The organism is Halalkalibacter lacteus, from assembly GCF_036663595.1.
GTDB lineage: Bacteria > Bacillota > Bacilli > Bacillales > Bacillaceae_D > Halalkalibacter > Halalkalibacter lacteus.
In genome coordinates, this window is record NZ_JAWRVL010000009.1 from 67,430 (window position 1) to 90,228 (window position 22,799).

The following is a 22,799-nucleotide window of genomic DNA, read 5'->3' on the forward strand; positions in this document are numbered from 1 at the left end:
TACCCATGCAAAACGTTAAAACGACAATGGCAGGTAATGTTTGGAAAATATTAGTGTCTGTTGGCGACACGGTAATAGAAGGTCAAGAAATTGCAATTTTAGAATCAATGAAAATGGAAATTCCGATTGAATCAACTGTATGTGGAACGGTTAGTAAGGTAGTGAGAGAAGAGGGGGACTTTGTCGACGAAGGGGATGTGCTAGTTGAGCTTGATGATTAGACTCTAAGCGTTAGGAAGTGAAGAGTTGAAAAAAGGTCTTGACGTACGCATTTGTGAAGTAGGTCCGAGAGATGGGTTGCAGAATGAACAACAACCAATTAATACGGAAACAAAAGTTGCTTGGATTAATCAGTTAGTCGATACAGGATTACCATATATTGAACTGACCTCGTTTGTTCATCCGAAATGGATTCCAGCTCTTAGTGATGCGCGTGAGGTGGTACGCGGAGTTCGAAAAAAACAAAATGTTACTTTTGGAGCACTTGTTCCAAATGAACGTGGGCTTGAAAGAGCATTAGAAGCAGGGATTGATGAAATTGCGATCTCTCTATCTGTCAGTGAAACGCATAATCGTAAAAATCTTAACCAATCAATTGAGCAAACTTGTTCCATTTTAATGAAAGTCATAAACGAAGCTAAAAGCGCTGGTAAATCGATTAGAGGTTATTTATCAATGGTCTTTGGCTGCCCATATGAAGGCAAGGTTGAAATAGAACAAATATCCTCACTCTCATATCGCTTACTTGAAATGGGCGTGGAGGAGATATCACTCGGTGATACGATTGGGATTGCGACACCGAATCAAGTAGAAGAAGTATTAAAACAGGTTTCGAATCAAGTTCCCATAACGAGGATCGCCCTTCATCCACACGACACAAGTGGTACGGCATTAGCTAATACGTTTGCTGCCTATAAAGTAGGAGTGCGGGCTTTTGATGGATCTGTAGGAGGACTAGGAGGCTGCCCTTATGCACCCGGAGCGACGGGGAATGTGGCAACAGAAGATCTGGTTTATATGTTTGAAGGGATGGGTGTAGACACAGGTGTTCAATTAGAAAAAGTGACTCAATGCGCTTTGTGGATCCAAAGCAAATTAAAAAGACATTTGCCGAGTCATCGTTTACAAATGGCTTTAGCTCAACAAAAAAAAGGAGGTGTCAAATGAAGTCGCTACTAATTGAGGAAAAAGGAAGAGGCATTATTTTGGCAACTCTTAACCGCCCCAACCAGGCGAATGCTCTTTCAATGCAATTATTACGAGAGTTAAACGATTTTCTATCTAGTATGGAACATGCAACGAATGTACGGGTCGTTATTTTCACAGGGGCAAGTGATCGAGCATTTTGTGCAGGTGCTGATTTGAAGGAACGTAATGAGTTGGATGAAAAAGAGGTTAGGTTTGCCGTTCAAAAAATAAGGATGACAATGAATAGGGTAGCGACATTGAAATTTCCCACCATAGCAGCAATGAATGGAACCGCATTAGGTGGTGGACTCGAGCTTGCGTTAGCATGTGATGTACGCATTGGCAGTTTGACGGCATCATATGGGCTCCCAGAAACATCTCTTGCGATTATTCCGGGGGCAGGGGGAACACAACTGTTATCCCGATTAATTGGATCGGGAAAAGCAAAAGAAATGATTTACACTGCTTCAAGAATATCAGGAACTGAAGCAAAAGAAATTGGTTTATTGGAACATGCCGAAAAACAAGAAGATGTGTTAAAAAAAGCGTTCGAATTAGCTGAGCTAATGGCAGGAAATGGTCCAATTGCGATTCGGCAAGCAAAACATGCGATAAATTTAGGGTTAGAAGTGGATATACAAACAGCTCTTATAATTGAAAGAAATGCATATGAAAAATTAATTTCCACTAGTGATCGACGAGAAGGCTTACTTGCCTTTCAAGAAAAAAGAAAACCAACATACAAAGGGGAATAGGAGGAAGACAGATGTCCTCTGATAAAAAGTGGCAAGACAAGGCTAATTTGATTAAACAAGGAGGGGCTAGTAAGTACCATAAACTCAATGAATCAAAAGGAAAATTATTTGTTCGTAAGCGACTTGAGATGTTATTTGATGAAGGCACAGAAATTGAAGATGGTTTTTTTGCTAATGCAATAGCGGACGGCTTACCCGCAGATGGTGTCGTGACTGGAATCGGAAAAATCAATGGGCAAACGGTTTGTGTAATGGCAAACGATTCCACTGTTAAAGCAGGTTCGTGGGGAGCACGAACCGTTGAAAAAATCATTCGTATTCAAGAAACGGCCCAAAAGCTTCATGTTCCAATACTCTACTTAGTCGATTCCGCGGGAGCTCGAATTACAGACCAAGTGGAGATGTTTCCAGGTAGAAGGGGAGCGGGGCGAATTTTTTATAATCAAGTGAAACTTTCTGGACGCGTACCACAATTATGTTTATTATTTGGACCTTCTGCAGCAGGCGGTGCTTACATTCCAGCTTTTTGTGATGCCGTTATTATGGTTGATGGCAATGCTTCTATGTACCTTGGTTCACCTCGAATGGCAGAAATGGTCATAGGAGAGAAAGTGTCACTTGAAGATATGGGTGGTGCTCGTATGCACTGTTCCGTTTCTGGATGTGGTGATATTTTAGCTAGCTCAGAACAAGAAGCCATTAGACTTGCGAGAAGCTATTTAAGTTATTTTCCAGCTAGTTATAAAGAAGTTCCTGCTACTTGTAAAGCAAAAGAAGTGAAGGCCTTTGATTCGACAATTGATAATCTGATCCCATCAAATCAAAATACCCCATTTAATATGCATGAGCTGATAGATCGGCTTATCGACATGGATACATTTTTTGAAATAAAGAAATTATTTGCTCCTGAGCTCATAACAGGATTTGCACGAATAGATGGGCGCACCATTGGCATTATTGCTAATCAACCAAAGGCAAAAGGAGGCGTTTTATTTCACGATTCAGCGGATAAGGCAGCTAAGTTTATTAGCCTTTGCGATGCTTATCATATTCCACTGTTGTTTTTAGCAGATATACCTGGGTTTATGATTGGGACAAAAGTGGAACGGGCTGGGATCATTCGACACGGAGCAAAAATGATTGCAGCGATGTCTGAGGCAACTGTTCCGAAAATTTCAGTTATTGTGAGAAAGGCCTATGGTGCTGGTTTGTATGCAATGGCTGGTCCTGCATTTGAACCAGATTGTTGTTTAGCACTACCGCAAGCTCAAATAGCCGTTATGGGGCCTGAAGCTGCAGTAAATGCTGTTTACGCAAATAAAATAGCGGAACTCCCTAAAGAGGAGCGAGAAATATTTATTAAGAAAAAACGTGCGGAATACAAAGCAGATATTGATATCTACCGACTAGCTTCAGAAATGATCATCGATGGTATTGTTCAGGGGGATAACCTTCGCCAAGAGTTAATTAAACGGTTCGAAGCTTATTCATCTAAAGAGGTACGATTCACTGAACGAAAACATCCCGTTTATCCTGTTTAAAGAGGTTGTTCAAAAAGGAGCGTTGTTTTCCTTTTTGAACAACCTCGAACACACTTTATGAAAGGAGCGATTGTATACCTATTTAGAAAGGGGTGAGCAGATGTCAGCAAACACTTGGATTCCTTCTATTAGTTTTATTCAGAATACAAGGTTATATAAATGGATGAACAAACTTGGATTTGATGAGTATGAGCAATTTTATAAAAAATCAATTGAAGATCAGCAATGGTTTTGGAAGGAAGTTGAGAAAGAGTTAGCGATCCCTTGGAGAAAAGGGTATGAAGAAGTGTTAGATGTATCCAAAGGAATAGAATGGCCAAGGTGGTTTAAAGAGGGCAAGTTAAATGCGGTTGATCTTGCTTTTGGTAGATGGGCGAAAGATCCGCAATTAGCATCAGCTCATGTTTTAATTTGGGAAGGGGAGGACGGTACTTGTCAGCATTATTCTTTTTTGAAAGTTGCTACTGAAGTAGGTGAAGTTGCAGGCGGACTAAAAAGGTTGGGAATTGGCTGTGGTGATGTTATCGCATTGTATATGCCGATGATTCCAGAAACAGTAATTGCTATGTTGGCGATATCAAAAATAGGTGCCATTTTCACTCCTATTTTCTCAGGCTATGGAACTGAGGCAATAACTGCGCGAATTGCAGCATCAGAAGCGAAATTAGTAATAACAGCAGATGGATACAAACGAAATGGAAAAGATATATTCATGAAAGAAGAACTCGACAAAGCTCTTTTAAATTGTCCGACTGTTGAACAGGTAGTTGTTGTACAACGTTTAAATAGAAAGGTAAATTGGGTTGAAAACCGAGATCATAAATGGACCAAATGTATGGAAGGAATTCCTTTTGAAGAAACAGAAGTGATGGACAGTAATGATCCTTTAATGTTGATTTATACATCAGGTACAACTGGACGCCCTAAAGGATGCGTGCATACGCATAGTGGCTTTCCGATAAAAGTTGCGTTAGATGCAGCCATCGGTATGGATGTGAATAAAGGCGACACTCTCTTTTGGTATACAGATATGGGATGGATGATGGGACCTTTTTTAGTGTATGGTGGATTACTAAATGGGGCGCGTATTGTTTTATATGAAGGAAGTCCTGAATTTCCTAATCCAGATCGTTTGTGGAAGCTCATATCTGCTCATTCTATCACACATTTAGGGATTTCCCCTACATTAATTCGTTCTCTAATGAAACAAGGTGTATCATGGATCGATCATAATCTTTTGAACACATTGCGGGTAATAGCTTCAACTGGAGAGCCTTGGAATGATGATTCTTGGCTTTGGTTATATAAACAAGTTGGAAAAGAAAAACTACCGATCTTTAATTACTCTGGGGGGACAGAAATAGCTGGAGGTATTTTGGGGAATATTTTAATTCGACCTATTACCCCAAGTACGTTCAATGCAGCTTTACCTGGTATGGCTGCATATGTTTATAATGATATCGGAAAAGCAGTGGAAAATGCAGTAGGTGAATTAGTATTAACGAAGCCATGGGTTGGTATGACAAGAGGCTTTTGGAAAGAACCAAACCGGTATAAAGAAGCATACTGGACTAGGTGGCAAGATACTTGGGTGCACGGAGATGGGGCAAGTGTCGATCAAAACGGATATTGGAAAATTACAGGACGATCTGATGACATTTTGAATATAGCAGGAAAACGAATGGGACCTAGTGAAATGGAAACGGTTCTAGCGAGTCATCGAAGTGTTCATGAAGCTGCTGTAATTGGGGTTCCTGATTCAATTAAAGGAGAAGCAGTTGTATGTTTTGTCGTGTTAAAAGAAGCCACAAATGGAAATGAATTGATTCAACATGATCTTTTTTCTTATGTTTCGAAAAAAATGGGGAAAGCTTTAAAGCCAAAAAGGATTCATGTTATTCGTGAACTTCCGAAAACAAAAAATGGGAAAATTATGAGGAGACTCATTAAAGCTGCTTATTTGCATGAGCAGTTAGGGGATGTTTCAACAATTGAAAATAAGAAGGTATTACAAGATATTACTGAACTACAATCAGAATAAACGATTGAACTAAAAGGTATGTAAAGCTGTGAAGCCCCATACCTTTTTTGATGGAAATTGAAGCTGAATTATTTCCTTATAGAGGGAACTGCCGTATAGTTTTTGATTTCCATAAATTACCCAACGGATCTTGTACATAACAAATGCGAATTAACCCACACTATAAGTACACAAGGAGGTGAGACACAATGGCAAGTAACAACAACAGCAATTCAAACCAATTGCTTGTACCTGGTGTACAACAAGCACTTGACCAAATGAAGTATGAAATAGCTTCTGAATTCGGTGTTAACCTTGGAGCAGACTCTACCGCTCGTGCTAATGGATCTGTAGGTGGAGAAATTACTAAGCGCCTTGTTCAAATGGCTGAACAACAAATGGGCGGAACACAACAATAATTATAATTATGGATTGAAGGGGTGAGTTCGCTCACCTCTTCTTTATATGCAAGGAGAAATTGTTATGGGTATGTGTCCAATTTGCAATGGAATGGTTTCTTTAGATACAACTTGTCATGTCTGTCATCAGAATTTAGTAGACTATGGCAGAATCATGGATTACTACGAGAAATATGATGCTTACTTACCAATCGATTTAACGAAATTAAGCAATGGTATTGCGAATGATTTGAAAGATGAGAAATGTCCACACTTTGTAACGTGTGCTAAATGTGGAACATCTTCTGTGTATTTAGTGACAGAGCAGTAAACATTTATCTTAACGGTGTCTCAATAAAGGTCTACTCCCCAACAATTTGGGGTAGACCTTGGGTAATGAAAAAAAGACTCGTAACATTACGAGCGGTTAACTCAAAAGAGCTATTTAGTAGTAGGAGGATCTTCTTCCTTTAGATCTCCACGTGATTCTTCGATAATTCCAGATTGCAGACCGTGTGTCGTGCCACCGCCAAGACCTTCATTAATCATGCGATCAACGTCAACGAATTTTTTGTCACGTCCTTCATAATTCGATCCTTTTTTCTTTGCCATTTTCACCACCCCTTTAGTATTAGAGTGGCTGTGTAATTATAATTTATTCATCTAGTGTTGCTCATAAACGTGATATAGCATGAGATCATGTATATATGGTTTTAGTTTCATCTTAGTTTTAGCTGTTAACGCTGATGGTCCCCAATCGATTTGCCCGTCTTTATAATACATTCCTGTAATGTATTGTCCTTCATGAAAGAATGAAAACGACCACTCTCGAAGGACAAGATTATTGCTTTTCCATTGAAAATGAGCTATCATGTTCATCCCCCTTAAGATGATTGCGCTTACTTGTATCATACCATAATGATGGGGCGAGGTTATGCTTCTTTTTCAGTAATATCATTTGTATGCCAGTGTCCACCGCCAAACCAAAGGTAAATTTGATCATTCTCTCCTTTTAAATAAGTAAAACATACGAGGCCAGCCTGAAGGGCAAATTTTATTCTCTGTTTGTCATCATAATGGATTTTTGTATAACAAACACCAAGTTCATCTATTAACGACGTAAATAAATTTATTTGAATTTGTGTCTGTAAGTATTTAGGGGCAATGATAAAGGCTGAATTTTCCGTTCCATAATCGGATACAGCGGCAACAGCAATAATTTTCCCTTCCCAAATAGCTAATTGTATACTTGTTCCAGGTTGATGCAGGTGGTGTTTTTTCAATTGAAACAGCCAAGAATAACAGGGATCAGGTATTCTCTTATCATAACGTTTTACAAAGTTTAAAATGGGTCTGCGATATTGCTCCCATTGGCGACTTTTTAGTGAAATGATCTTCATTATAAGGACCTCCTTTGACTATTGTGGGAAGCTCGTCTTTCAACACGGGCTTACAGTCGTGATAACTAGCGGGGAGTAGCGACGTATCGTATACTATGTGATAGATGCCTAAATAGTGAATCAATAAAGGAGTGTTAGTCATTTGCAAACATTGATATTAATAGGTTTTATGGTCGTTATTGGCGCTGTTATAGGTGGGTTAACGAATTCATTAGCAATTAAAATGTTATTTCGACCATATAAAGAAGTGAAGATAGGTTCTTGGAGTGTTCCTTTTACTCCGGGACTCATTCCAAAACGGCATGATGAACTAGCAAGTCAGCTAGGGAAAATGGTTGTTGATTATTTACTAACAGCTGAAGGTCTTGGGAAGAAGCTGAAAAGTACTCATTTTACTAATGGTATGATCTCTTGGCTGCAAATAGAAGTGAAAAAAATGCTTACTAGCAATGAAAGTGCGGCTTTTTTAATTGAGCAGTGCTTAGGGATTAAAAGTCCTAAGCAACTTCTCCTAACTAAAACAGAAACAATTGTACGTCAGGCGTATCAGCAATATTTTGCGGCAAATAAGAATGTAGCATTAGAGCAACTACTACCAGAGTCATTACAAAAGAATGTAGAAGCAAACTTACCAAATGTCACAGATTACATTCTTGAGCGTGGACATGCTTTTCTTCAAAGTCCTGAAGGGAAAGAGAAAGTAAGCGTAATGATTGATCGCTTTCTTCTCACAAAAGGAACAGTAGGGAATATGGTATCAATGTTCCTTGGAAACGAACGTTTAGTTGACAAAGTTCAACCAGAGCTTTTGAAATTTTTAAAAGATCAAGGAACGAATGAGCTCTTATACAATTTACTTCAACAAGAATGGAGAAAATTGAAACAGAAGAAGCTAATTGAAATTGAGAACTACTTGAATGAAGAAGAAATTGTTTCATTTATTGTTCGAACTGTCGATACACAAATTCCGTTTTTTGAGTGGTTAGAACAACCGATGAATCAGTGGAGTGGAGCCTATGAAGACTATATTGAAAACAACCTGATTCCAAAAGCTGTTGGGGTAACAGTTGACCTGTTAACGACCCATTTAGAAGGATTACTTGAGCGATTTCATCTTGATGACATTGTTCGCGAACAAGTTCAAGCATTTTCAGTGGAACGTTTAGAAGAGCTTGTTCTGACTATTTCAAAGCGTGAATTTAAAATGATTACGTATCTTGGTGCAGTACTAGGTGGAATCATTGGGCTAATTCAAGGTTTTATTGTTACAATTATTGGGTAACAATTAACTATGGGCTGTAAAATCGTTTTAAATTCGTGTGAACGGATGAAATGAAGAAGCGAACATGTTATAGTCGGTATGACTAATTTTTTAGGAGGACGTACATAATGTCAAATGTTTACGATAAGGCCCATGAATTAAAAAGCACACTTGCAGAGAGTGAAGAATTTGCAACATTAAAATCTTTACATGTACAAATCGATGCGGATGAGATTGCGAAGAGAATGCTTGATAATTTTCGTAAGCTTCAACTTGAGCTTCAACAAAAGCAAATGCAAGGTGTTCAAATCACAGAAGAAGAAGCACAACAAGCGCAACAACAATTTGAACTTGTTCAACAGCATGAGCTCATTTCTAAATTAATGGAAGCTGAGCAACGTCTAAGCGTCATTATCGGTGATGTGAATAAAATTATTACAGAGCCATTAGAGGAAATTTACGGGAATCCTGAACAATAATAGTAAAAAGGGTTAGCACATTGATATGTGCTAACTCTTTTATTTTGACACTTTCTTCTTAATGATTATCGCAATGTGAAGCACGAAGCCAGATAAAAGGCCAATGCTGATCGAGGCAGCAATGGTCATAAGCACAATATGTGAATCAGGTTGATACAATTGAGAGAAGGACAATAATAAGAAAAACACAACGGGTAGTAGATAATAGGACAAGACTTGTTTCATAGTGATCCCCTTAACGAACTATTTTTGAACAAATACTAACAAGTTAAGTATAAAAAACATTCGACCGCACGTCTAGGTTCTAAGAAACGAGCTATTCTCATATTCTTATTTATAAAGAGCAAGCCTGTTTATGGGTAGCTTTAGGGACAACATGAGGAAAGGGGACTTACGACTATGACTTACAAATTGCTAGCCCTAAACATCGATGAAACTGTATTAAAGTCGAATGCACGTATTAGTAAACAGACGAAGGATGCAATTGAATATGTGAAGGAAAAAGGGGTTTATGTGACTCTTGCCACATCGAGACCTTTTCCAGCAACAAAAAAAATTGCGAAAGCGTTAAAAGTGGACGGATTTTTAATTTCTAGTGATGGAGCCTTTATTGCCACTGATGCAGATGAACCAATCTTTGTCAGACGGTTGAAGGAAGAAAAGGCATTACAAATAGTCGATATATTAGAACGTTATGATTGTCACATTCGAGTCTTACACGAATCATTTTCAATAGGAAATAAAGTTAGACAAAGAAATCATTTGATTGCCAAAATGACCATTGGTATCGGTGACCCACTTTTTTATCCAATTTCTTTTGTTGATTCGGTATGTGAACGATTAATGGAAGAACCAATTGCTCCTCCTAAAATTCAAGTTCAATTCTTTGATTCACAGGAGCAAAAGAAAGCTGTTAAACAATTAGAAGAAATGGTTGTTGGTATTACTATGTTTGAATCGGCTCCTGGGCGTTTGGAACTTGTAAGTACAGGAGTTTCAAAAGCAAGAGGGTTACAAACGTTAGGTCAATATTTAGGAATAGCTTCAGATGAAATGGTGGCGATTGGCGCACAAGATTCCGATGTTGAGATGATTAACCAAGTTGGTTTGGGTGTTGCAATGGGCAATGCAACAGAATCGGTAAAGAACGTTGCTGGTTGGTTAACGCGATCTAATGAGCAAAACGGAGTCTCGTACATGATTCGTGAAGTATTTCGCAAGCAACTCAGAGTACAATTATAAAAGTAACAATAGTAAAGCATCAACCTATTTGGTTGGTGCTTTCTTTTTAGAAGAGAAAAAAAGAGTTATGTAGGTATAGAGATTAATCAGAAGTTCATATTATTTAATAACTGCAACTAGGCTTATTAACGATTTCTTGTTTGATTAAGAGTATAGAGTGAGGCAAAATTATTCTCTGACTTGAATGTGAATAGATTTTTTTTATTGACTTGTCACAAGAAAAGATTAATATATGGTATAGTAATTATTTGTAAGTATTGTTTTGCTTTTGAGAGGAGTTAGCAAAAATGGCTAGAATCAAAGCCGAGTTCATTCGGTTAAAATTTATAATGGTAGCAGTCTTTTTTTTATGTGCGAAGACTTATATACTGTACAAAATGGGGTTTCGCATTCAGTCTGAAAATGTGTTGCAAGAGATCTTACTCATCATAAATCCTTTAAGCTCAACCGTGTTTTTAATTGGGATTAGCTTGCTTTTTAGTGGGAAGATAAGAAATATAATGGTGATTGTAACAAGTTTATTGGCAACTTGTACCTTGTATTTTAATCTTTTATACTTTCGTTTCTTTAGTGATTTTCTTACTTGGCCAGTATTATTTCAAACGAGTAATGCACAGGATTTGCAAGGAAGCATTACAGAACTTACTAAGTTCTCAGATTTCCTATTATTACTTGATATTGTGATTTTAACGTTCTTAGTCTTGAAAAATAAAATACCGGTTCATTTAAAAGGAAAACGTGAACCTGTTATCCTTTTAGCTGTAACAGGTTTGCTGTTTTTTATCAATATTAGCATTGCTCAATTAGAACGACCGCAGCTCTTAACTCGTGCTTTTGACCGTGAGATGCTAGTGAAAAACATTGGCATTATGAATTATCATGTGTATGATGCATTCATTCAATCCCAATCGAAAGCTCAACGAGTGTTTGCGGAAAGTTCAGATATTGACGGAGTACTGAGATATAGAAATGAAAATTACAAAGAACCTGATCCAGACATGCTAGGGATAGCTGAGGGAAAAAATGTTATTGTTTTATCGTTAGAATCATTGCAAAGTTTTGTTATAAACGAAACGCTTAATGGAGAAGAAATTACTCCTTTTTTAAATAGTTTGATTGAGGAGAGCTATTACTTTGACAATTTCTATCATCAGACTGCACAAGGGAAAACGTCTGATTCTGAATTTTTAGTGGCAAACTCGTTATTTGGGAGAGATAGCGGGTCGGTATTCTTTACACACGCTGGAAATGAATTTAATAGTTTACCAGAAATGCTGAACGAATCAGGGTATTATACGTCAGTCATGCATGCTAATAATAAAAGTTTCTGGAATCGTGACATGATGTATTTATCTTTTGGTTATAACACGTTCTTTGATATTAACTCTTACGATGTAAATGAAGAGAATTCGATAGGCTGGGGTCTAAAGGACGAAGATTTCTTTGAGCAATCTATTGATCTGTTAAAATCACAGTCACAACCATATTATACAAAGTTCATTACGTTAACGAATCACTTTCCGTTTGAATTAGGGGAAGAAGATAAACTAATTGATGAATTTGATTCAAATAGTGGAACATTAAATCGCTATTTTCCAACAGTTCGGTATATGGACCATGCGCTAGAAGTCTTTTTTGATCGATTAAAAGAAGAAGGAATGTATGACGACTCAATTTTCATTCTATATGGAGATCATTATGGGATATCGGAATACCATCATAGAGCCATGAGTAAATTTTTGGGGAAAGAAGAACTGACACCTTTTGATCATGTTCAACTACAGAAAGTGCCGATGATTGTTCATATTCCCGGGCATAGAAATGAGATCAATCATACGGTATCAGGTCAAATTGATATAAAACCGACGATTATGCACTTACTTGGAATGGACACAAAAGAGGACATTCAATTCGGTTCTGATTTATTTTCGCTAGAACGCCAATCATTTGTTGTACTCCGTGACCGAAGTTTTGTCACAGACGATCTCGTCTATACAAAAGGGAGTTGCTACCTAAAAAAGGATGGAACAGAAATTGAACTTGAGAAATGTGATCCTTATTTTGAAAAAGTAAATCTAGATTTGGACTTTTCAGACAAGGTTTTATATGGTGATTTGTTGCGTTTTTATTAGTAGTAGTTGAGACCTTCATTGCATGATGAAGGTCTTTTTAATTATAAAAAATAGGCCAAATCATTTAGAGAAAAGGCCATAGCAGGAAAAGAGTGGTATTGGAGTGATAGGGAAATTAAATTTATGGGGAGTGGGCCTAGAATAAACGAGGAATATCGAGAAGAATTTAGACGCCTACCAGAGGGTGTGCAACAAGGTATTTTCGAAGACCTATTCTTGTTGTTAACACGATACAATCAGCACCGATAGAATGATCATGCAATAAAATTAAGGTTATCAAAAGCTAGTAGGAATAAAAAACAATCTAGTATTGATTTCACGGGTACAATGTGAAAATAAATTAGTAGATATAGGAGGAAAAAATGAGCAGTAGAAAACTAGCAATCAGTCTTGTGTTTGCGATCATGATTATGTTTATGATCGTAATCGGGGTAAATCTCTTACCTGAAAATGAGAATATGAAAGCAGAGGAATCAAAAGAAGACAAGGAAGAAGCAATTGAAACGATTACGGTGCAGGCAGAAGAAAGGGATGAATCTGAAAGTAATAACAATGAGATCCGTGGTACAAATCAAATTATTACAAGAGTTCATGCAGAACTAAATCGTTTAGTTGGCTGGAATCGCTATCGTGGATTTTCTTGGAACCAAAATGAGACATTACTTGAATCATTAATTGAAGATATTGAGTCCATCGTAGAAGTGGAAATGGACGAGCAAATTATAAAAGATGCAGAGAATACCATTTTATCGTTGAAGAGGGCGATTGATAAACGAGATACAAATGGGATTTTATTTGCGCATCGGATTATGCATGACTTAGATTATTTTGCTAATAGTAATGTTGCAGATGGGATTAGATACCAAGTTACGAATTATGGGGATGATGAGCAAATAAATGAAATAGAAGCTTATGTAAACCAGTAAAAATAGTCAGCTAAATGGAAAACCTGTTTTTGTTTACTACATGGTTATGTGATAAAATGAACACAACAGCTAAGGAGGTGGTCGAGAATGGTTGAAATCGTTTCAGATATGACGATGATATGGGTTAGTATTTTCATGACAATGCTATTTCTAGCTGCATGTACGAAAGCGAATGTCTTCATAATTGAATGGGAGCTTCGTACAAATTGGAAGAGAAAACTTGTTAATATGGAAGATTATGACCATGAAACTCCATTTCTCGCCCATCTCTGTACGAAATTATATAGACCGAAAATACCATCGTTAATAGACCATACGAATCAAGATGATGAAGACTCTATTCTTGTTGCTTTTTCATAACCAAATGAAAAACAACAAGGAGGAACTTTTGTGAAAAAAGTAGGAATTGTATTATTGTTACTGAGTTTTATCTTAGTTCTTACATCATGTGGAGCAGTTGAACAAGTTCCAATTACAGCAGAAACTGAAGGGGTATGGAATCACTTCTTTATCTATCCAATGTCATGGCTGATTATTTATGTAGCTGAGCTGTTTAATGAAAGTTATGGTCTTTCGATTGTGTTCGTTACGATTTTAGTTCGATTGGTCCTATTGCCATTAATGCTAAAACAACAAAAAAGTTCGAGAGCAATGCAGGCACTTCGTCCAGAGATGGAGGAGTTACAAAAAAAACATAAAAAAGGTTCGAAACAAGATCCGAAAAAACAACAAGAAATGCAAAAAGAACTCTTCGCCCTTTATCAAAAAAATGGCGTGAATCCAATGGCAGGTTGCTTACCACTATTTGTTCAACTACCTGTCATGATGGCTTTTTATTTTGCGATTATGCGAACAGAGCAGATCGCTCATCATACGTTTTTATGGTTTGACTTAGGGAGTCCAGATCCATTGTATTTATTACCGGTGATTGCTGGAATGACGACCTTTTTACAAGTGAAAATGACTTCAGCACAGTTAAATGATCAAATGAAGATTGTTATGTTTATTATGCCCGTAATGATTATTGTTGCCGGTATTACTTTGCCGTCAGCACTATCTTTGTACTGGGTAGTTGGAAATTTGTTTATGATAAGTCAAACTTATTTGACTGTTACCCGTTTTGAACAACAGGCGGCACAGGTAAGCAAAACCTAGCAACTTATAAAATAAAAGGATGTGATCCCCTTGTGGTATGGGAATCACATCCTTTTTATTTTGTCAGAAAATTTATTTGCACGGTGAATTTTTCTTTAAATGGTTGGAGAGTAAGGGGAAAAAACGAAGGGATCCTCCTGAGTGCGCTCTGAGTTTTCTGTTGAAAGAGGACTGGCGGAGACTAAGTTTTTCTAAGCATTCACCCATTTTCTTTTTTTGAATAGGCTAATGATGAGATAGATGAAGGAGGGGAAGTAATGATGAATCAACATTACAATATGAAGTTTCAGTGTCAACAATACTTACACCAGCCTGTTCATTTACAGGTGAATGGGCAATCGGGCTATAGTGGAGTGGTGGAGAATGTCGACGATGAAAATGTCTATATTATGGTACCAGTAGATGAAACAGGGCAGTACATGGATTTAGAACAGTTGATGAACGGATGGGGAGCTCAATCGATGTATGAGTATGGTCAAGAGGCTGGGCATGCCTATGGTCATCAAGTGCAGCAACCAATGGCTAGACAAGGAGAAGAGGGTCGTTATTATGCTCCAGGATACTACCCTTACTACCCTTACTACCCTTACTATCCTTACTATCCTTACTATCCATATTACCCATATCCTTATGGCCCCTATCCACGTCCTATAGGTTGGAATCGATTAATACTGCCACTTGCAGCTTTGACAGCTATTGCAGCGATCAGATAGGAAAGAGTAAACATACATTATTAGAACGGATTCCATGATGTGTATATTTCTTTAGAGAGCCTAAAAAGATCACTTGCGATCTTTTTAGGCTCTCTAATTTTTGTATGAGGATGTCGTTTTTTATGGAAGTAAGATATTTATTTTTAAAATTTTACCCGGGAAATAGCGAATAGAGAATTTTTTTCACGAATTAACACGTTTTTAGGTTTGATTGTGAAAAAAGTTGTAAATATATTAGATAGTAGTGGTTACACTACCTGAAACTCGTTTCATCGATTAAAATAAGATACAATATTACATAGAGAGTATTTTAGAGAAGTACCCATATAAAGGAGGAACGAGACATGAGTGAATATCTCGTCTATCTAGTGGAAGATGAAGAAAACTTATCAGAGGTATTGAAAGCATACTTAGAAAAAGAGGGATGGAACGTTCTTGTCTTTCATGATGGTGATGTGGCTCGCGATGCAATAGGAGAAAAGCCACACTTATGGATTCTTGATATTATGTTACCAGGAACAGATGGTTATCAATTATTAAAAGCGATCAAGGAAGAAACCGATACACCCGTCATTTTCATTTCAGCAAGAGATCAAGATCTAGATCGAGTGCTAGGTCTAGAAATGGGAAGTGATGATTATTTGGCAAAACCATTTCTTCCACAAGAGTTAATTATCCGAACAAAAAAACTGTTGAATCGCGTTTACGGTGTATCGACACAAGAGCAAAAGAAAATCGAATTAAATCAATATACGATTGACCCGGTTGGCCGAACCGTTGTAGATGAAGAGGCGGAAGGTGACTCGCTTGTTGATTTAACAACAAAGGAAATGGATCTTATCTTGCTTCTTACAGGAGAGGTTGGAAAAGCATTTTCACGAGAAAAAATTATTGAACATGTATGGGGCGAAAATTATTTTGGTTCTGAGCGAGCTGTTGATGATGTTGTTAGACGTGTCCGAAAAAAAATGCCTCGAGTTCATCTCGAAACGCTATATGGATACGGGTATAGGATTCTGTCTTCATGATTAAAGTGAATTTAACGCATCGAATTTGGCTTGCGTTTATTTCCATTATTGTTTTAGTGGGATTATCAATTATTATTATTTATCCAATTTCCATTAAAGGTACGCTGACAGAAGAAACATATCGTCTCATTGAACATGAGCAAATTAGAAGTGCTTATCCATTACTAGACTTACTTAATCCGAGAAATGAACATGATTTTACAGATCGGGAAGCAGGGAGAGTTGGTCACTTTTTTATTTATGACACATTAGGGCGCCCTGCAGAAGGGGCTCCACCTCCAAAGGAAGTTCTACAGGAAATGGCTCAAAATGCTTATCGGCAGGAAGTGAACCGCGGTCGTTATGAAATCCAATATGGTGGTGCAACTGTATTTTATGTAATTGCGAAAGCGCAAATTGACGATTATCCCGCTTTTCATATTTCCTATATGTGGGATACATATCGTGATCAAATGGTAAATCGTCTGTGGGAGCGCTTAGTTTATATTCTTCTATTAACAAGTGGTTTAAGTTTATTGCCTGCCATTTGGTTAAAGCACTATTTACGTCAGCCTTTAATCGTACTCGGGAATCACTTGGAACAAATTGCAAATCGTGATTGGAAAGAACCCCTAAAGTGGAAGGGTGACGAGGATTTTCAACGGTTGTCCGATCAATTTGAGAGAATGAGGCAAAATTTAAATCTTTACGACCGGGCTCAAAAAACGTTTATTCAGCATGCTTCTCATGAGCTAAAAACACCTATTATGGTTATTAAAAGTTATGCACACTCCGTTAAAGACGGCATTCTGCCCAAAGGCAATATGGAACAAACGATGGATGTCATCATTGAAGAAGCGAATCGTATGGAACGACGAGTGATTGATATGCTTTATTATACGAAGCTTGATTCACTAAAAGAAGAGAGTCCAAAGCATGAAAAAATTGTATTTGGGCAAATTGCTTTTCAGATTGAGGAGCGATTTCGAGTTCAGCGTGAAGATGTAAAAATCTTAGTAAAAGGTCCTGAAACACAATTATGGGGGGATCGTGAACAACTTGAAGTTCTTTTAGAGAATCTAGTAGAAAATGCCCTTCGTTATGCTAAAGATACGATATGGATGTCTGCGCATTCAACAGAGGATCATGTAATCATTACAGTTGAGAATAATGGTGAATCCATTCCATCTCATGATTTGCCACAATTATTCAATCCATTTTATAAAGGGAATAAAGGGAAATTTGGTCTCGGGCTTGCCATTGTAAAGCGAATTACCGAATTGCATGGTGGTTTTCCTAAAGTTGAAAATAGCGAAGTTGGAGTGATGTTTTCAATCTTTTTTCCTAACAATCCCAAAAGCAAAATGCGTAAAAAATAAGAAGATGTGATGCATCTTCTTATTTTTTATTTCTTATTTTGAATCTGTATTTACGTTTCTTGAATAGGTCTATCATAGGGCTTAACATAAAATATATGCTATACTAAAAGAAAATAGAATGATAAAAGATGAGGTGAAGATACATATGAGTAAGGGTATCCGGTTTCAACAAGTTGGAGATCGTGTTGAAACGTATTACTTAATAAAATCGGCAATAAAGGGAGTAGCAAGTAATGGAAAACCCTTTTTAACGTTAATCTTAGCTGACCATACGGGGGAGATTGAAGCAAAGTTATGGGGGTGTTCACCTGATGATGAAGCGACTTTCATTAGTCAGATCATTGTTCATCTTCATGGAGAGGTTACGGATTATCGTGGTCGTTTACAAATGAAGATTAGTAGTATTCGTCCCACCACAGCTATGGATCAAGTTAAAGTAGCTGACTTTGTTAGATCTGCTCCATTAGCTCCAGCGGATATGTTAGAAGAAATTACGCAGTACATCTTTGATATGAAAAATCCTAATATACAACGAATTACGCGACATTTATTAAAAAAATACCAGGAACCTTTTTTGGAATCTCCTGCTGCAACAAAAAATCATCATGAATTTGTTTCAGGACTTGCGTATCATGTCGTTTGCATGTTAAAAGTAGCTAAAAGTTTAGCAGAGTTATATCCGACGCTAGACACGGATTTGTTATATTCCGGCATTATCCTACATGATCTTGGAAAAGTAAGAGAGTTATCGGGACCAATTGATACAAGTTATACATTGGAAGGAAAATTGATTGGCCACATCTCTATTATGGTAAGTGAAGTAGCAGATGCAGCGAAGGAACTTGGGATTACAGGAGAAGAGGTTTTAATGCTACAGCATCTAATATTGAGCCATCATGGAAAAGGAGAGTGGGGGAGCCCTAAAGTCCCTGTTATTCGTGAAGCTGAGATGTTACATATGATTGATAATATTGATGCGAAAATGAATATGATGGACAGAGCATTAGAACGTGTTCAACCAGGTGAGTTTTCTGAACGAATGATGGCAATGGATCATCGTAGCTTTTATAAACCAAGTTTTCATGAGCCACCACTGGATGTATAGCGTGTGTTTAGGGAAGAAGACGCAATTAGCAGCCTTCTATGAGACAGGCAAAACTCCCCTTATCGCAAAAGCGCGTCTCTTTCTTTTTACCGTAATATTTATATGGTTACTTGATTAACAACCTCGAAGCAATGAGTGAAGCCATTGCACAACCTCCTTTTTGAACACACAGGTTGCCTTTCTTGAGTAATCTCTTTTTAGTTCTATTCTTTCATGCTTGTACATACTCTATAGTAACGATATAAGCATGGAGGGGTAATGATGAAAAACAAACCAAACAATAAACGAGCAGCACTAATTTTACTAGCCATCCTTGCACTTGGGTTTCTTTTGACCCAAACAGCACTTGGAGGGATATTGTTATCAAGTCCTTGGTGGGTGTATTTTGTACTTGCTGGAATTGTCTTAAGTGGTTATTTGTCAGTCAAATATTCGGTTGAAGATAAACATATTGAACAAGAATGGATTGAAAATGAAGGGAATATTTATATGGAGCGAATCGAGCAAGAGAGGGAAAAACGTAAAACAACTAGAGGCTGATAAATAAACAGAGAAGCCCTTAAAAGGATTCTCTGTTTATTTTCTAATATTCTTTTAGCATGCGTATGCAGTACCTACAATAATAAGTAAAATGAACAATACTACTAGTAATGTGAAGCTAGAGTTATAAGAAGTTCCCGACATGAGTAAACATCCTTTCTGCTAGTCAATTAGGTGATACCTAATCTTAGCCTATGCTCAGGTGGTTGAATGGTTCTAGGCATAAGCGGAAAAGGGATAAGGCTACTGAGAAAATATTCTCAGTAGCCTTATTTTCAGTTATTTTACTCATTTTCTTCATTATATAAATCAGAAAAACGTGAGTCTTTAATGTCTATATTGGCATTTTCAAGTAACTCAGCCATTACTTCATCATTTGATTTAGATTGTTGTTGAATTAAGATTTGTTCAATTTCATCAGCGTAATCTTCAAAAGCATTTCTTTGATCCGTTACTTTAATGATGTGAAAGCCAAAGTCAGATTCAATGGGCTCACTAATTTCACCTATTTCCATTGAGAAGGCAGCCTCTTCAAACGGTGCAACCATTTTCCCTTCTCCAAAGAAATCAAGGTCTCCACCACGGGCGCCTGAACCTGGATCAGTAGAGTATTCTTTTGCTAACTCAGCAAAGTCTTCACCAGCTTCAATTTTTTCAAGAACTTCAGCCGCAATTTCTTCATCTTCAACTAATATATGGCTCGCTCTAATTTGCTCTCCAAATTGTTCTTCATTCTCTTCATAATAAGCTCGGATCTCTTCTTCAGTGATCTCGATACCATCAGTAGCTAATTTTTTTAACACAAGTGGTGGTACAAGGTACTCATCTACGAATTCATCAATTGAATCAACATTTAAATTAAACTGAGTCTGCAGTGCTTCTAAGACACCTTCGTCATCCTCAATACCGTACGTTACACGGAATTCAGTACGCAGCATCTCTAATTCTTCATCTATTTCTTCATCTGTAACCCCAACAGTATCAATTGCTTGAGTAAGCAGGTGGTCACGGATCATTGCTTGAAGTGTAGACCCGCCGTAATTGGTCTTTAACTGATCAACGAATTCTGTTTCCGTAATTTCAGTTCCATCGACAATGGCAACTGGTGTATTATCTGATGCAGTTTCTTCATTGTTACATGCAACAAGGGCCGTCATACATGCTAGGCTAATAGCGGCAACCAACTGTTTTTTCATTATTCATTCCACTCCTCAACATCATCCTCAGGTTAATGCCTGTCTCATTTACAGACCTTACTATACCATACAATTGATTGATAGAGAAATGTTTTTAAGAAGCAAAATGAAGGAATTATGAATTTTTGGGCAGACGCCCAGTACGGAAGAAGTGTTTTAGCATAGGATATTCTAACAAAGTAAAGAGGAGGTGTTATTATGTCTCACGCATACCACGGAGGATTTGCGTTGATTGTTGTGTTGTTCATCTTATTAGTAATTGTAGGTGCAGCTTGGTTATAATACCAACAACAACATCTCTTTTCGGACGGATGATGAAGAATTAATAAGGAGGGATCACGATGTCTCACACTTATCAAGGAGGATTTGCGTTACTCGTCGTATTGTTCATCTTATTAGTCATTATTGGTGCATCTTGGATGTACTAATTGATGTGGAATGAATCAAAGAAGAGTGAGGACATAACCGTCTCTCACTCTTCTTATGTAAATAAGATTTTTACATATGTAGATGTAAGCAAAATAGTCATTAAAATATTAATTGTTCGAAATAACTTTGACTGTTTTTCAGTAGGTATTTCACGTTTTAAGCACAAGGCATCAGTCATAGAATTAATAACGTATAAAAAAAATAGAGCAAATAATATAGTAAAGAAGAGCATATAGTTGCCTCCTGACGAGCAATGATATTTAAACTTTATCAAAAATTGCCTAAAAAAGATAGGAGATTGCTTAATTTATTTAAAAAGAATTTATAAAATTTGAGTGAATTTAAAGAAGTGTGAAAGCCTATTCAAGGGCGGAAATGGCTCGACATGTTGCGTGCTTTTAGGAGGAAAGCACTTGAAAGGCTTAAAATCACAGCAATAAACACAATTTTTTAAGAAACAGTGATTGTTATCATTATGATTAGGACATACAATGAAAGGGATAAAGGAAGGTGTGGATTTATGAAAAAAAGTAATCAGGTATGGAAGATAGCTTTTTTTGCATTAAGTGGACTAGTTGTCCTTGTTATCATTTTTCTTTTCGTACTATTTCAGCGGTATTTTCCTGAGGTAGATGAAAACCATTTTATACAAAAACAACCAACAGAGGAAGAGGCTACTTTTAACATTCAAACAAATAAAGCAAAGTTAAATACGCTTATTGCATCAAGAATTGAACAAACTCCAAGTGATATTTCCTATATGGTGGAATTGCTCGATGAAAATGTTCAATTCAGGTCTGCCTTTCGAATTCTTGGTCAGGAAGTTCCTGTTACGATTAATTTTAAACCAGTTGTCGTGCCGAATGGAGATTTACTATTAAAAGTTGAGACATTTTCAGTTGGCATTCTTAGTTTACCAGTGGATCAAGTATTGCAATTTATTAGTAATTGGATTGAAGTGGCAGAGTGGATTGTCACCTATCCCAGTGAGCGGGTAGTGGAGGTCAAGGTGACTGAAATCAAAGTAGATAAAAATGAATCAATAAGGTTTCGTTTTCTTACTTTCGATCTCGAGAAGGATAACATAGAACTTGAAATGATTATAGACTAACAAAACGAAAGAGGGTGGATTTTACAAACTAAGGCCTCAGCCAAAATCTGAACCTTGCTTATCAGTCAGCAAGGTCCGGATCTCTAAGAGAACTCTGGCGGAGACCAATTTTTTTCTAAAACTAAACAGCTCGTTTAATTAAAATATGAAGCCCTTCTTCATGGTTTTCAATATAACTCTGCTTTGGAGCTTTAATTAAATAAGAAGCATACAGAATATCATAAAAGGCTAAACCGAAATGAATAGAGCTTAAAATGGAAATATAGGCAATGTACATCGGTAACATGACTGAAGCTAGCGCACCAATTGATGTGATAGTGAAAATCGGTGTTAACAAAGCTGTTAAATATAAATTACGTGACAAAGGTCTTGATACTTTCACTGATAACATCGGAATAAACGAAACCCAGCGTGCTTTTATTATCGCTTTCTTTCCACACATCCATATTGGAATAAGGTGAAGTAGTTTGTGAAAAAGCAAAACAGCAATAATACTTATAATAAAAATTGGCAAGCTAATTGTTGGTGACTCAGTCGTTGGAATAATGGAACTCACAGCTAGATAATAAAATAAAAAAGAAAAGAGCATTGTGAATCCTGAATACATCATTAGGCGCAACGTACCGTAATCACGGCTTATACGTATAGTTTTCCAGCAGTTCATAGAAATGCTGCACCTCCTCAATCAATGATTAATTTACTCTCATTCTTTTTATAAAGCAATAGAATCGACAAAAATAAAATGATTTCGACAATACTAATTTTTAACATTTTTAAAAATTAGTATATAAATATAGTGATTGAGTGCAAGGAAACTGGATC

General features: G+C 37.1%; 30 protein-coding genes. 22 read left to right on the plus strand and 8 right to left on the minus strand.

Annotation, left to right across the window (positions count from 1 at the left end; translation table 11 throughout):
* The first annotated feature begins 5 nt into the window (after positions 1-5).
* From SAZ04_RS08605 to SAZ04_RS08635, 7 genes are all read left to right on the plus strand, one after another.
* Entirely contained in the window at positions 6-221 is a 216-nt protein-coding gene (locus tag SAZ04_RS08605) for an acetyl-CoA carboxylase biotin carboxyl carrier protein subunit (protein ID WP_332694057.1), read from the plus strand.
* Positions 222-246: 25 nt separating this feature from the next.
* Positions 247-1,167, plus strand: coding sequence for a hydroxymethylglutaryl-CoA lyase (locus SAZ04_RS08610; RefSeq protein WP_332694059.1), 921 nt, complete (start codon positions 247-249; stop codon positions 1,165-1,167).
* A complete protein-coding gene (locus SAZ04_RS08615) occupies positions 1,164-1,943 on the plus strand; it encodes an enoyl-CoA hydratase (RefSeq protein ID WP_332694062.1) in 780 nt (259 codons plus the stop codon). The genes SAZ04_RS08610 and SAZ04_RS08615 overlap by 4 nt, the downstream gene beginning before the upstream one ends.
* An 11-nt stretch (positions 1,944-1,954) precedes the next feature.
* A complete protein-coding gene (locus SAZ04_RS08620) occupies positions 1,955-3,484 on the plus strand; it encodes an acyl-CoA carboxylase subunit beta (RefSeq protein ID WP_332694065.1) in 1,530 nt (509 codons plus the stop codon).
* A 100-nt stretch (positions 3,485-3,584) separates the two neighbouring features.
* Positions 3,585-5,525 carry an AMP-binding protein gene (locus tag SAZ04_RS08625; protein WP_332694068.1) on the plus strand — a complete coding sequence of 647 codons (1,941 nt, stop codon included), beginning with the start codon at positions 3,585-3,587 and terminating at the stop codon, positions 5,523-5,525.
* Positions 5,526-5,713: 188 nt separating this feature from the next.
* Complete coding sequence (locus tag SAZ04_RS08630; RefSeq protein WP_332694071.1) at positions 5,714-5,923, plus strand: alpha/beta-type small acid-soluble spore protein; 210 nt, start codon at positions 5,714-5,716, stop codon at positions 5,921-5,923.
* Between the two features lie 64 nt (positions 5,924-5,987).
* Positions 5,988-6,233 (plus strand): hypothetical protein, encoded by a 246-nt coding sequence (locus SAZ04_RS08635; protein WP_332694074.1) that lies wholly within the window; start codon positions 5,988-5,990, stop codon positions 6,231-6,233.
* Between the two features lie 110 nt (positions 6,234-6,343).
* Here SAZ04_RS08635 and SAZ04_RS08640 read toward each other — a convergent pair whose 3' ends face one another.
* The 3 genes from SAZ04_RS08640 to SAZ04_RS08650 are packed head-to-tail and all read right to left on the minus strand — an operon-like array spanning position 6,344 to position 7,302.
* Positions 6,344-6,514 carry a hypothetical protein gene (locus tag SAZ04_RS08640; RefSeq protein ID WP_332694077.1) on the minus strand — a complete coding sequence of 57 codons (171 nt, stop codon included), beginning with the start codon at positions 6,512-6,514 and terminating at the stop codon, positions 6,344-6,346.
* A gap of 51 nt (positions 6,515-6,565) precedes the next feature.
* Positions 6,566-6,775 carry a DUF5342 family protein gene (locus SAZ04_RS08645; RefSeq protein ID WP_332694080.1) on the minus strand — a complete coding sequence of 70 codons (210 nt, stop codon included), beginning with the start codon at positions 6,773-6,775 and terminating at the stop codon, positions 6,566-6,568.
* Between the two features lie 59 nt (positions 6,776-6,834).
* Entirely contained in the window at positions 6,835-7,302 is a 468-nt protein-coding gene (locus SAZ04_RS08650) for a hypothetical protein (protein WP_332694083.1), read from the minus strand.
* A 142-nt stretch (positions 7,303-7,444) separates the two neighbouring features.
* On the opposite strand from SAZ04_RS08650, the gene SAZ04_RS08655 reads away from it, so the two are divergent.
* Both SAZ04_RS08655 and SAZ04_RS08660 read left to right on the plus strand, forming a co-directional pair.
* The gene (locus tag SAZ04_RS08655) at positions 7,445-8,584 is read left to right on the plus strand and encodes a DUF445 domain-containing protein (RefSeq protein ID WP_332694086.1); all 1,140 of its coding nucleotides are present in this window, start codon (positions 7,445-7,447) and stop codon (positions 8,582-8,584) included.
* 107 nt (positions 8,585-8,691) lie between these two features.
* Positions 8,692-9,042, plus strand: coding sequence for a YlbF/YmcA family competence regulator (locus SAZ04_RS08660; protein ID WP_332694089.1), 351 nt, complete (start codon positions 8,692-8,694; stop codon positions 9,040-9,042).
* 39 nt (positions 9,043-9,081) lie between these two features.
* On the opposite strand, the gene SAZ04_RS08665 is transcribed toward SAZ04_RS08660, so the two are convergent.
* Positions 9,082-9,267, minus strand: a complete 186-nt coding sequence (locus SAZ04_RS08665) for a hypothetical protein (protein ID WP_332694091.1) — start codon at positions 9,265-9,267, stop codon at positions 9,082-9,084.
* Positions 9,268-9,441: 174 nt separating this feature from the next.
* Here SAZ04_RS08665 and SAZ04_RS08670 point away from each other — a divergent pair, with 174 nt between their 5' ends.
* From SAZ04_RS08670 to SAZ04_RS08715, 10 genes are all read left to right on the plus strand, one after another.
* Complete coding sequence (locus SAZ04_RS08670; protein ID WP_332694094.1) at positions 9,442-10,284, plus strand: Cof-type HAD-IIB family hydrolase; 843 nt, start codon at positions 9,442-9,444, stop codon at positions 10,282-10,284.
* Positions 10,285-10,571: 287 nt separating this feature from the next.
* The gene (locus tag SAZ04_RS08675) at positions 10,572-12,416 is read left to right on the plus strand and encodes an LTA synthase family protein (protein ID WP_332694097.1); all 1,845 of its coding nucleotides are present in this window, start codon (positions 10,572-10,574) and stop codon (positions 12,414-12,416) included.
* A gap of 362 nt (positions 12,417-12,778) precedes the next feature.
* A complete protein-coding gene (locus SAZ04_RS08680) occupies positions 12,779-13,342 on the plus strand; it encodes a hypothetical protein (RefSeq protein WP_332694100.1) in 564 nt (187 codons plus the stop codon).
* An 87-nt stretch (positions 13,343-13,429) separates the two neighbouring features.
* Positions 13,430-13,702, plus strand: a complete 273-nt coding sequence (locus SAZ04_RS08685) for a hypothetical protein (protein WP_332694103.1) — start codon at positions 13,430-13,432, stop codon at positions 13,700-13,702.
* Positions 13,703-13,732: 30 nt separating this feature from the next.
* Positions 13,733-14,497, plus strand: a complete 765-nt coding sequence (yidC, locus tag SAZ04_RS08690) for a membrane protein insertase YidC (RefSeq protein WP_332694106.1) — start codon at positions 13,733-13,735, stop codon at positions 14,495-14,497.
* 257 nt (positions 14,498-14,754) lie between these two features.
* Positions 14,755-15,210 carry a hypothetical protein gene (locus SAZ04_RS08695; RefSeq protein ID WP_332694109.1) on the plus strand — a complete coding sequence of 152 codons (456 nt, stop codon included), beginning with the start codon at positions 14,755-14,757 and terminating at the stop codon, positions 15,208-15,210.
* 344 nt (positions 15,211-15,554) lie between these two features.
* On the plus strand, positions 15,555-16,238 hold the full coding sequence (locus SAZ04_RS08700; RefSeq protein ID WP_332694112.1) for a response regulator transcription factor: 684 nt from the start codon (positions 15,555-15,557) through the stop codon (positions 16,236-16,238).
* Positions 16,235-17,596 (plus strand): sensor histidine kinase, encoded by a 1,362-nt coding sequence (locus tag SAZ04_RS08705; RefSeq protein WP_332694115.1) that lies wholly within the window; start codon positions 16,235-16,237, stop codon positions 17,594-17,596. Before SAZ04_RS08700 ends, SAZ04_RS08705 begins: the two co-directional genes overlap by 4 nt.
* Before the next feature lie 145 nt (positions 17,597-17,741).
* The gene (gene yhaM / locus SAZ04_RS08710; protein WP_332694118.1) at positions 17,742-18,701 is read left to right on the plus strand and encodes a 3'-5' exoribonuclease YhaM; all 960 of its coding nucleotides are present in this window, start codon (positions 17,742-17,744) and stop codon (positions 18,699-18,701) included.
* A gap of 258 nt (positions 18,702-18,959) precedes the next feature.
* Positions 18,960-19,241: a sporulation YhaL family protein gene (locus tag SAZ04_RS08715; RefSeq protein WP_332694121.1), complete on the plus strand. Its 282-nt coding sequence runs from the start codon at positions 18,960-18,962 to the stop codon at positions 19,239-19,241.
* A 54-nt stretch (positions 19,242-19,295) separates the two neighbouring features.
* Here the strand turns inward: SAZ04_RS08715 and SAZ04_RS08720 are convergent, their stop codons facing one another.
* Both SAZ04_RS08720 and SAZ04_RS08725 read right to left on the minus strand, forming a co-directional pair.
* Positions 19,296-19,385 (minus strand): YjcZ family sporulation protein, encoded by a 90-nt coding sequence (locus tag SAZ04_RS08720; RefSeq protein ID WP_332694124.1) that lies wholly within the window; start codon positions 19,383-19,385, stop codon positions 19,296-19,298.
* A gap of 140 nt (positions 19,386-19,525) precedes the next feature.
* On the minus strand, positions 19,526-20,437 hold the full coding sequence (locus tag SAZ04_RS08725; protein ID WP_332694128.1) for a peptidylprolyl isomerase: 912 nt from the start codon (positions 20,435-20,437) through the stop codon (positions 19,526-19,528).
* Between the two features lie 198 nt (positions 20,438-20,635).
* Between SAZ04_RS08725 and SAZ04_RS08730 the strand changes: the two genes are divergently transcribed.
* Both SAZ04_RS08730 and SAZ04_RS08735 read left to right on the plus strand, forming a co-directional pair.
* Positions 20,636-20,719 carry a YjcZ family sporulation protein gene (locus tag SAZ04_RS08730; protein ID WP_088102685.1) on the plus strand — a complete coding sequence of 28 codons (84 nt, stop codon included), beginning with the start codon at positions 20,636-20,638 and terminating at the stop codon, positions 20,717-20,719.
* A gap of 59 nt (positions 20,720-20,778) precedes the next feature.
* A complete protein-coding gene (locus SAZ04_RS08735) occupies positions 20,779-20,865 on the plus strand; it encodes a YjcZ family sporulation protein (RefSeq protein WP_332694286.1) in 87 nt (28 codons plus the stop codon).
* 53 nt (positions 20,866-20,918) lie between these two features.
* On the opposite strand, the gene SAZ04_RS08740 is transcribed toward SAZ04_RS08735, so the two are convergent.
* Positions 20,919-21,098 (minus strand): hypothetical protein, encoded by a 180-nt coding sequence (locus SAZ04_RS08740; protein ID WP_332694132.1) that lies wholly within the window; start codon positions 21,096-21,098, stop codon positions 20,919-20,921.
* A gap of 288 nt (positions 21,099-21,386) precedes the next feature.
* Between SAZ04_RS08740 and SAZ04_RS08745 the strand changes: the two genes are divergently transcribed.
* Positions 21,387-21,977 carry a YpmS family protein gene (locus SAZ04_RS08745; protein WP_332694135.1) on the plus strand — a complete coding sequence of 197 codons (591 nt, stop codon included), beginning with the start codon at positions 21,387-21,389 and terminating at the stop codon, positions 21,975-21,977.
* A 121-nt stretch (positions 21,978-22,098) separates the two neighbouring features.
* Here the strand turns inward: SAZ04_RS08745 and SAZ04_RS08750 are convergent, their stop codons facing one another.
* Complete coding sequence (locus SAZ04_RS08750) at positions 22,099-22,641, minus strand: DUF3267 domain-containing protein (protein WP_332694138.1); 543 nt, start codon at positions 22,639-22,641, stop codon at positions 22,099-22,101.
* Positions 22,642-22,799 lie beyond the last annotated feature (158 nt).

Excerpts from the sequence above, each read along its gene's own strand:
- SAZ04_RS08605 (WP_332694057.1), top strand. The coding sequence starts at position 6 with ATGCAAAACGTTAAAACGACAATGGCAGGTAATGTTTGGAAAATATTA.
- SAZ04_RS08615 (WP_332694062.1), top strand. The coding sequence starts at position 1,164 with ATGAAGTCGCTACTAATTGAGGAAAAAGGAAGAGGCATTATTTTGGCA.
- SAZ04_RS08620 (WP_332694065.1), top strand. The coding sequence starts at position 1,955 with ATGTCCTCTGATAAAAAGTGGCAAGACAAGGCTAATTTGATTAAACAA.
- SAZ04_RS08625 (WP_332694068.1), top strand. The coding sequence starts at position 3,585 with ATGTCAGCAAACACTTGGATTCCTTCTATTAGTTTTATTCAGAATACA.
- SAZ04_RS08630 (WP_332694071.1), top strand. The coding sequence starts at position 5,714 with ATGGCAAGTAACAACAACAGCAATTCAAACCAATTGCTTGTACCTGGT.
- SAZ04_RS08635 (WP_332694074.1), top strand. The coding sequence starts at position 5,988 with ATGGGTATGTGTCCAATTTGCAATGGAATGGTTTCTTTAGATACAACT.
- SAZ04_RS08640 (WP_332694077.1), bottom strand. The coding sequence starts at position 6,514 with ATGGCAAAGAAAAAAGGATCGAATTATGAAGGACGTGACAAAAAATTC.
- SAZ04_RS08645 (WP_332694080.1), bottom strand. The coding sequence starts at position 6,775 with ATGATAGCTCATTTTCAATGGAAAAGCAATAATCTTGTCCTTCGAGAG.
- SAZ04_RS08650 (WP_332694083.1), bottom strand. The coding sequence starts at position 7,302 with ATGAAGATCATTTCACTAAAAAGTCGCCAATGGGAGCAATATCGCAGA.
- SAZ04_RS08660 (WP_332694089.1), top strand. The coding sequence starts at position 8,692 with ATGTCAAATGTTTACGATAAGGCCCATGAATTAAAAAGCACACTTGCA.
- SAZ04_RS08665 (WP_332694091.1), bottom strand. The coding sequence starts at position 9,267 with ATGAAACAAGTCTTGTCCTATTATCTACTACCCGTTGTGTTTTTCTTA.
- SAZ04_RS08670 (WP_332694094.1), top strand. The coding sequence starts at position 9,442 with ATGACTTACAAATTGCTAGCCCTAAACATCGATGAAACTGTATTAAAG.
- SAZ04_RS08675 (WP_332694097.1), top strand. The coding sequence starts at position 10,572 with ATGGCTAGAATCAAAGCCGAGTTCATTCGGTTAAAATTTATAATGGTA.
- SAZ04_RS08680 (WP_332694100.1), top strand. The coding sequence starts at position 12,779 with ATGAGCAGTAGAAAACTAGCAATCAGTCTTGTGTTTGCGATCATGATT.
- SAZ04_RS08685 (WP_332694103.1), top strand. The coding sequence starts at position 13,430 with ATGGTTGAAATCGTTTCAGATATGACGATGATATGGGTTAGTATTTTC.
- SAZ04_RS08695 (WP_332694109.1), top strand. The coding sequence starts at position 14,755 with ATGATGAATCAACATTACAATATGAAGTTTCAGTGTCAACAATACTTA.
- SAZ04_RS08700 (WP_332694112.1), top strand. The coding sequence starts at position 15,555 with ATGAGTGAATATCTCGTCTATCTAGTGGAAGATGAAGAAAACTTATCA.
- SAZ04_RS08705 (WP_332694115.1), top strand. The coding sequence starts at position 16,235 with ATGATTAAAGTGAATTTAACGCATCGAATTTGGCTTGCGTTTATTTCC.
- yhaM (WP_332694118.1), top strand. The coding sequence starts at position 17,742 with ATGAGTAAGGGTATCCGGTTTCAACAAGTTGGAGATCGTGTTGAAACG.
- SAZ04_RS08715 (WP_332694121.1), top strand. The coding sequence starts at position 18,960 with ATGATGAAAAACAAACCAAACAATAAACGAGCAGCACTAATTTTACTA.
- SAZ04_RS08720 (WP_332694124.1), bottom strand. The coding sequence starts at position 19,385 with ATGTCGGGAACTTCTTATAACTCTAGCTTCACATTACTAGTAGTATTG.
- SAZ04_RS08725 (WP_332694128.1), bottom strand. The coding sequence starts at position 20,437 with ATGAAAAAACAGTTGGTTGCCGCTATTAGCCTAGCATGTATGACGGCC.
- SAZ04_RS08730 (WP_088102685.1), top strand. The coding sequence starts at position 20,636 with ATGTCTCACGCATACCACGGAGGATTTGCGTTGATTGTTGTGTTGTTC.
- SAZ04_RS08735 (WP_332694286.1), top strand. The coding sequence starts at position 20,779 with ATGTCTCACACTTATCAAGGAGGATTTGCGTTACTCGTCGTATTGTTC.
- SAZ04_RS08740 (WP_332694132.1), bottom strand. The coding sequence starts at position 21,098 with ATGCTCTTCTTTACTATATTATTTGCTCTATTTTTTTTATACGTTATT.
- SAZ04_RS08745 (WP_332694135.1), top strand. The coding sequence starts at position 21,387 with ATGAAAAAAAGTAATCAGGTATGGAAGATAGCTTTTTTTGCATTAAGT.
- SAZ04_RS08750 (WP_332694138.1), bottom strand. The coding sequence starts at position 22,641 with ATGAACTGCTGGAAAACTATACGTATAAGCCGTGATTACGGTACGTTG.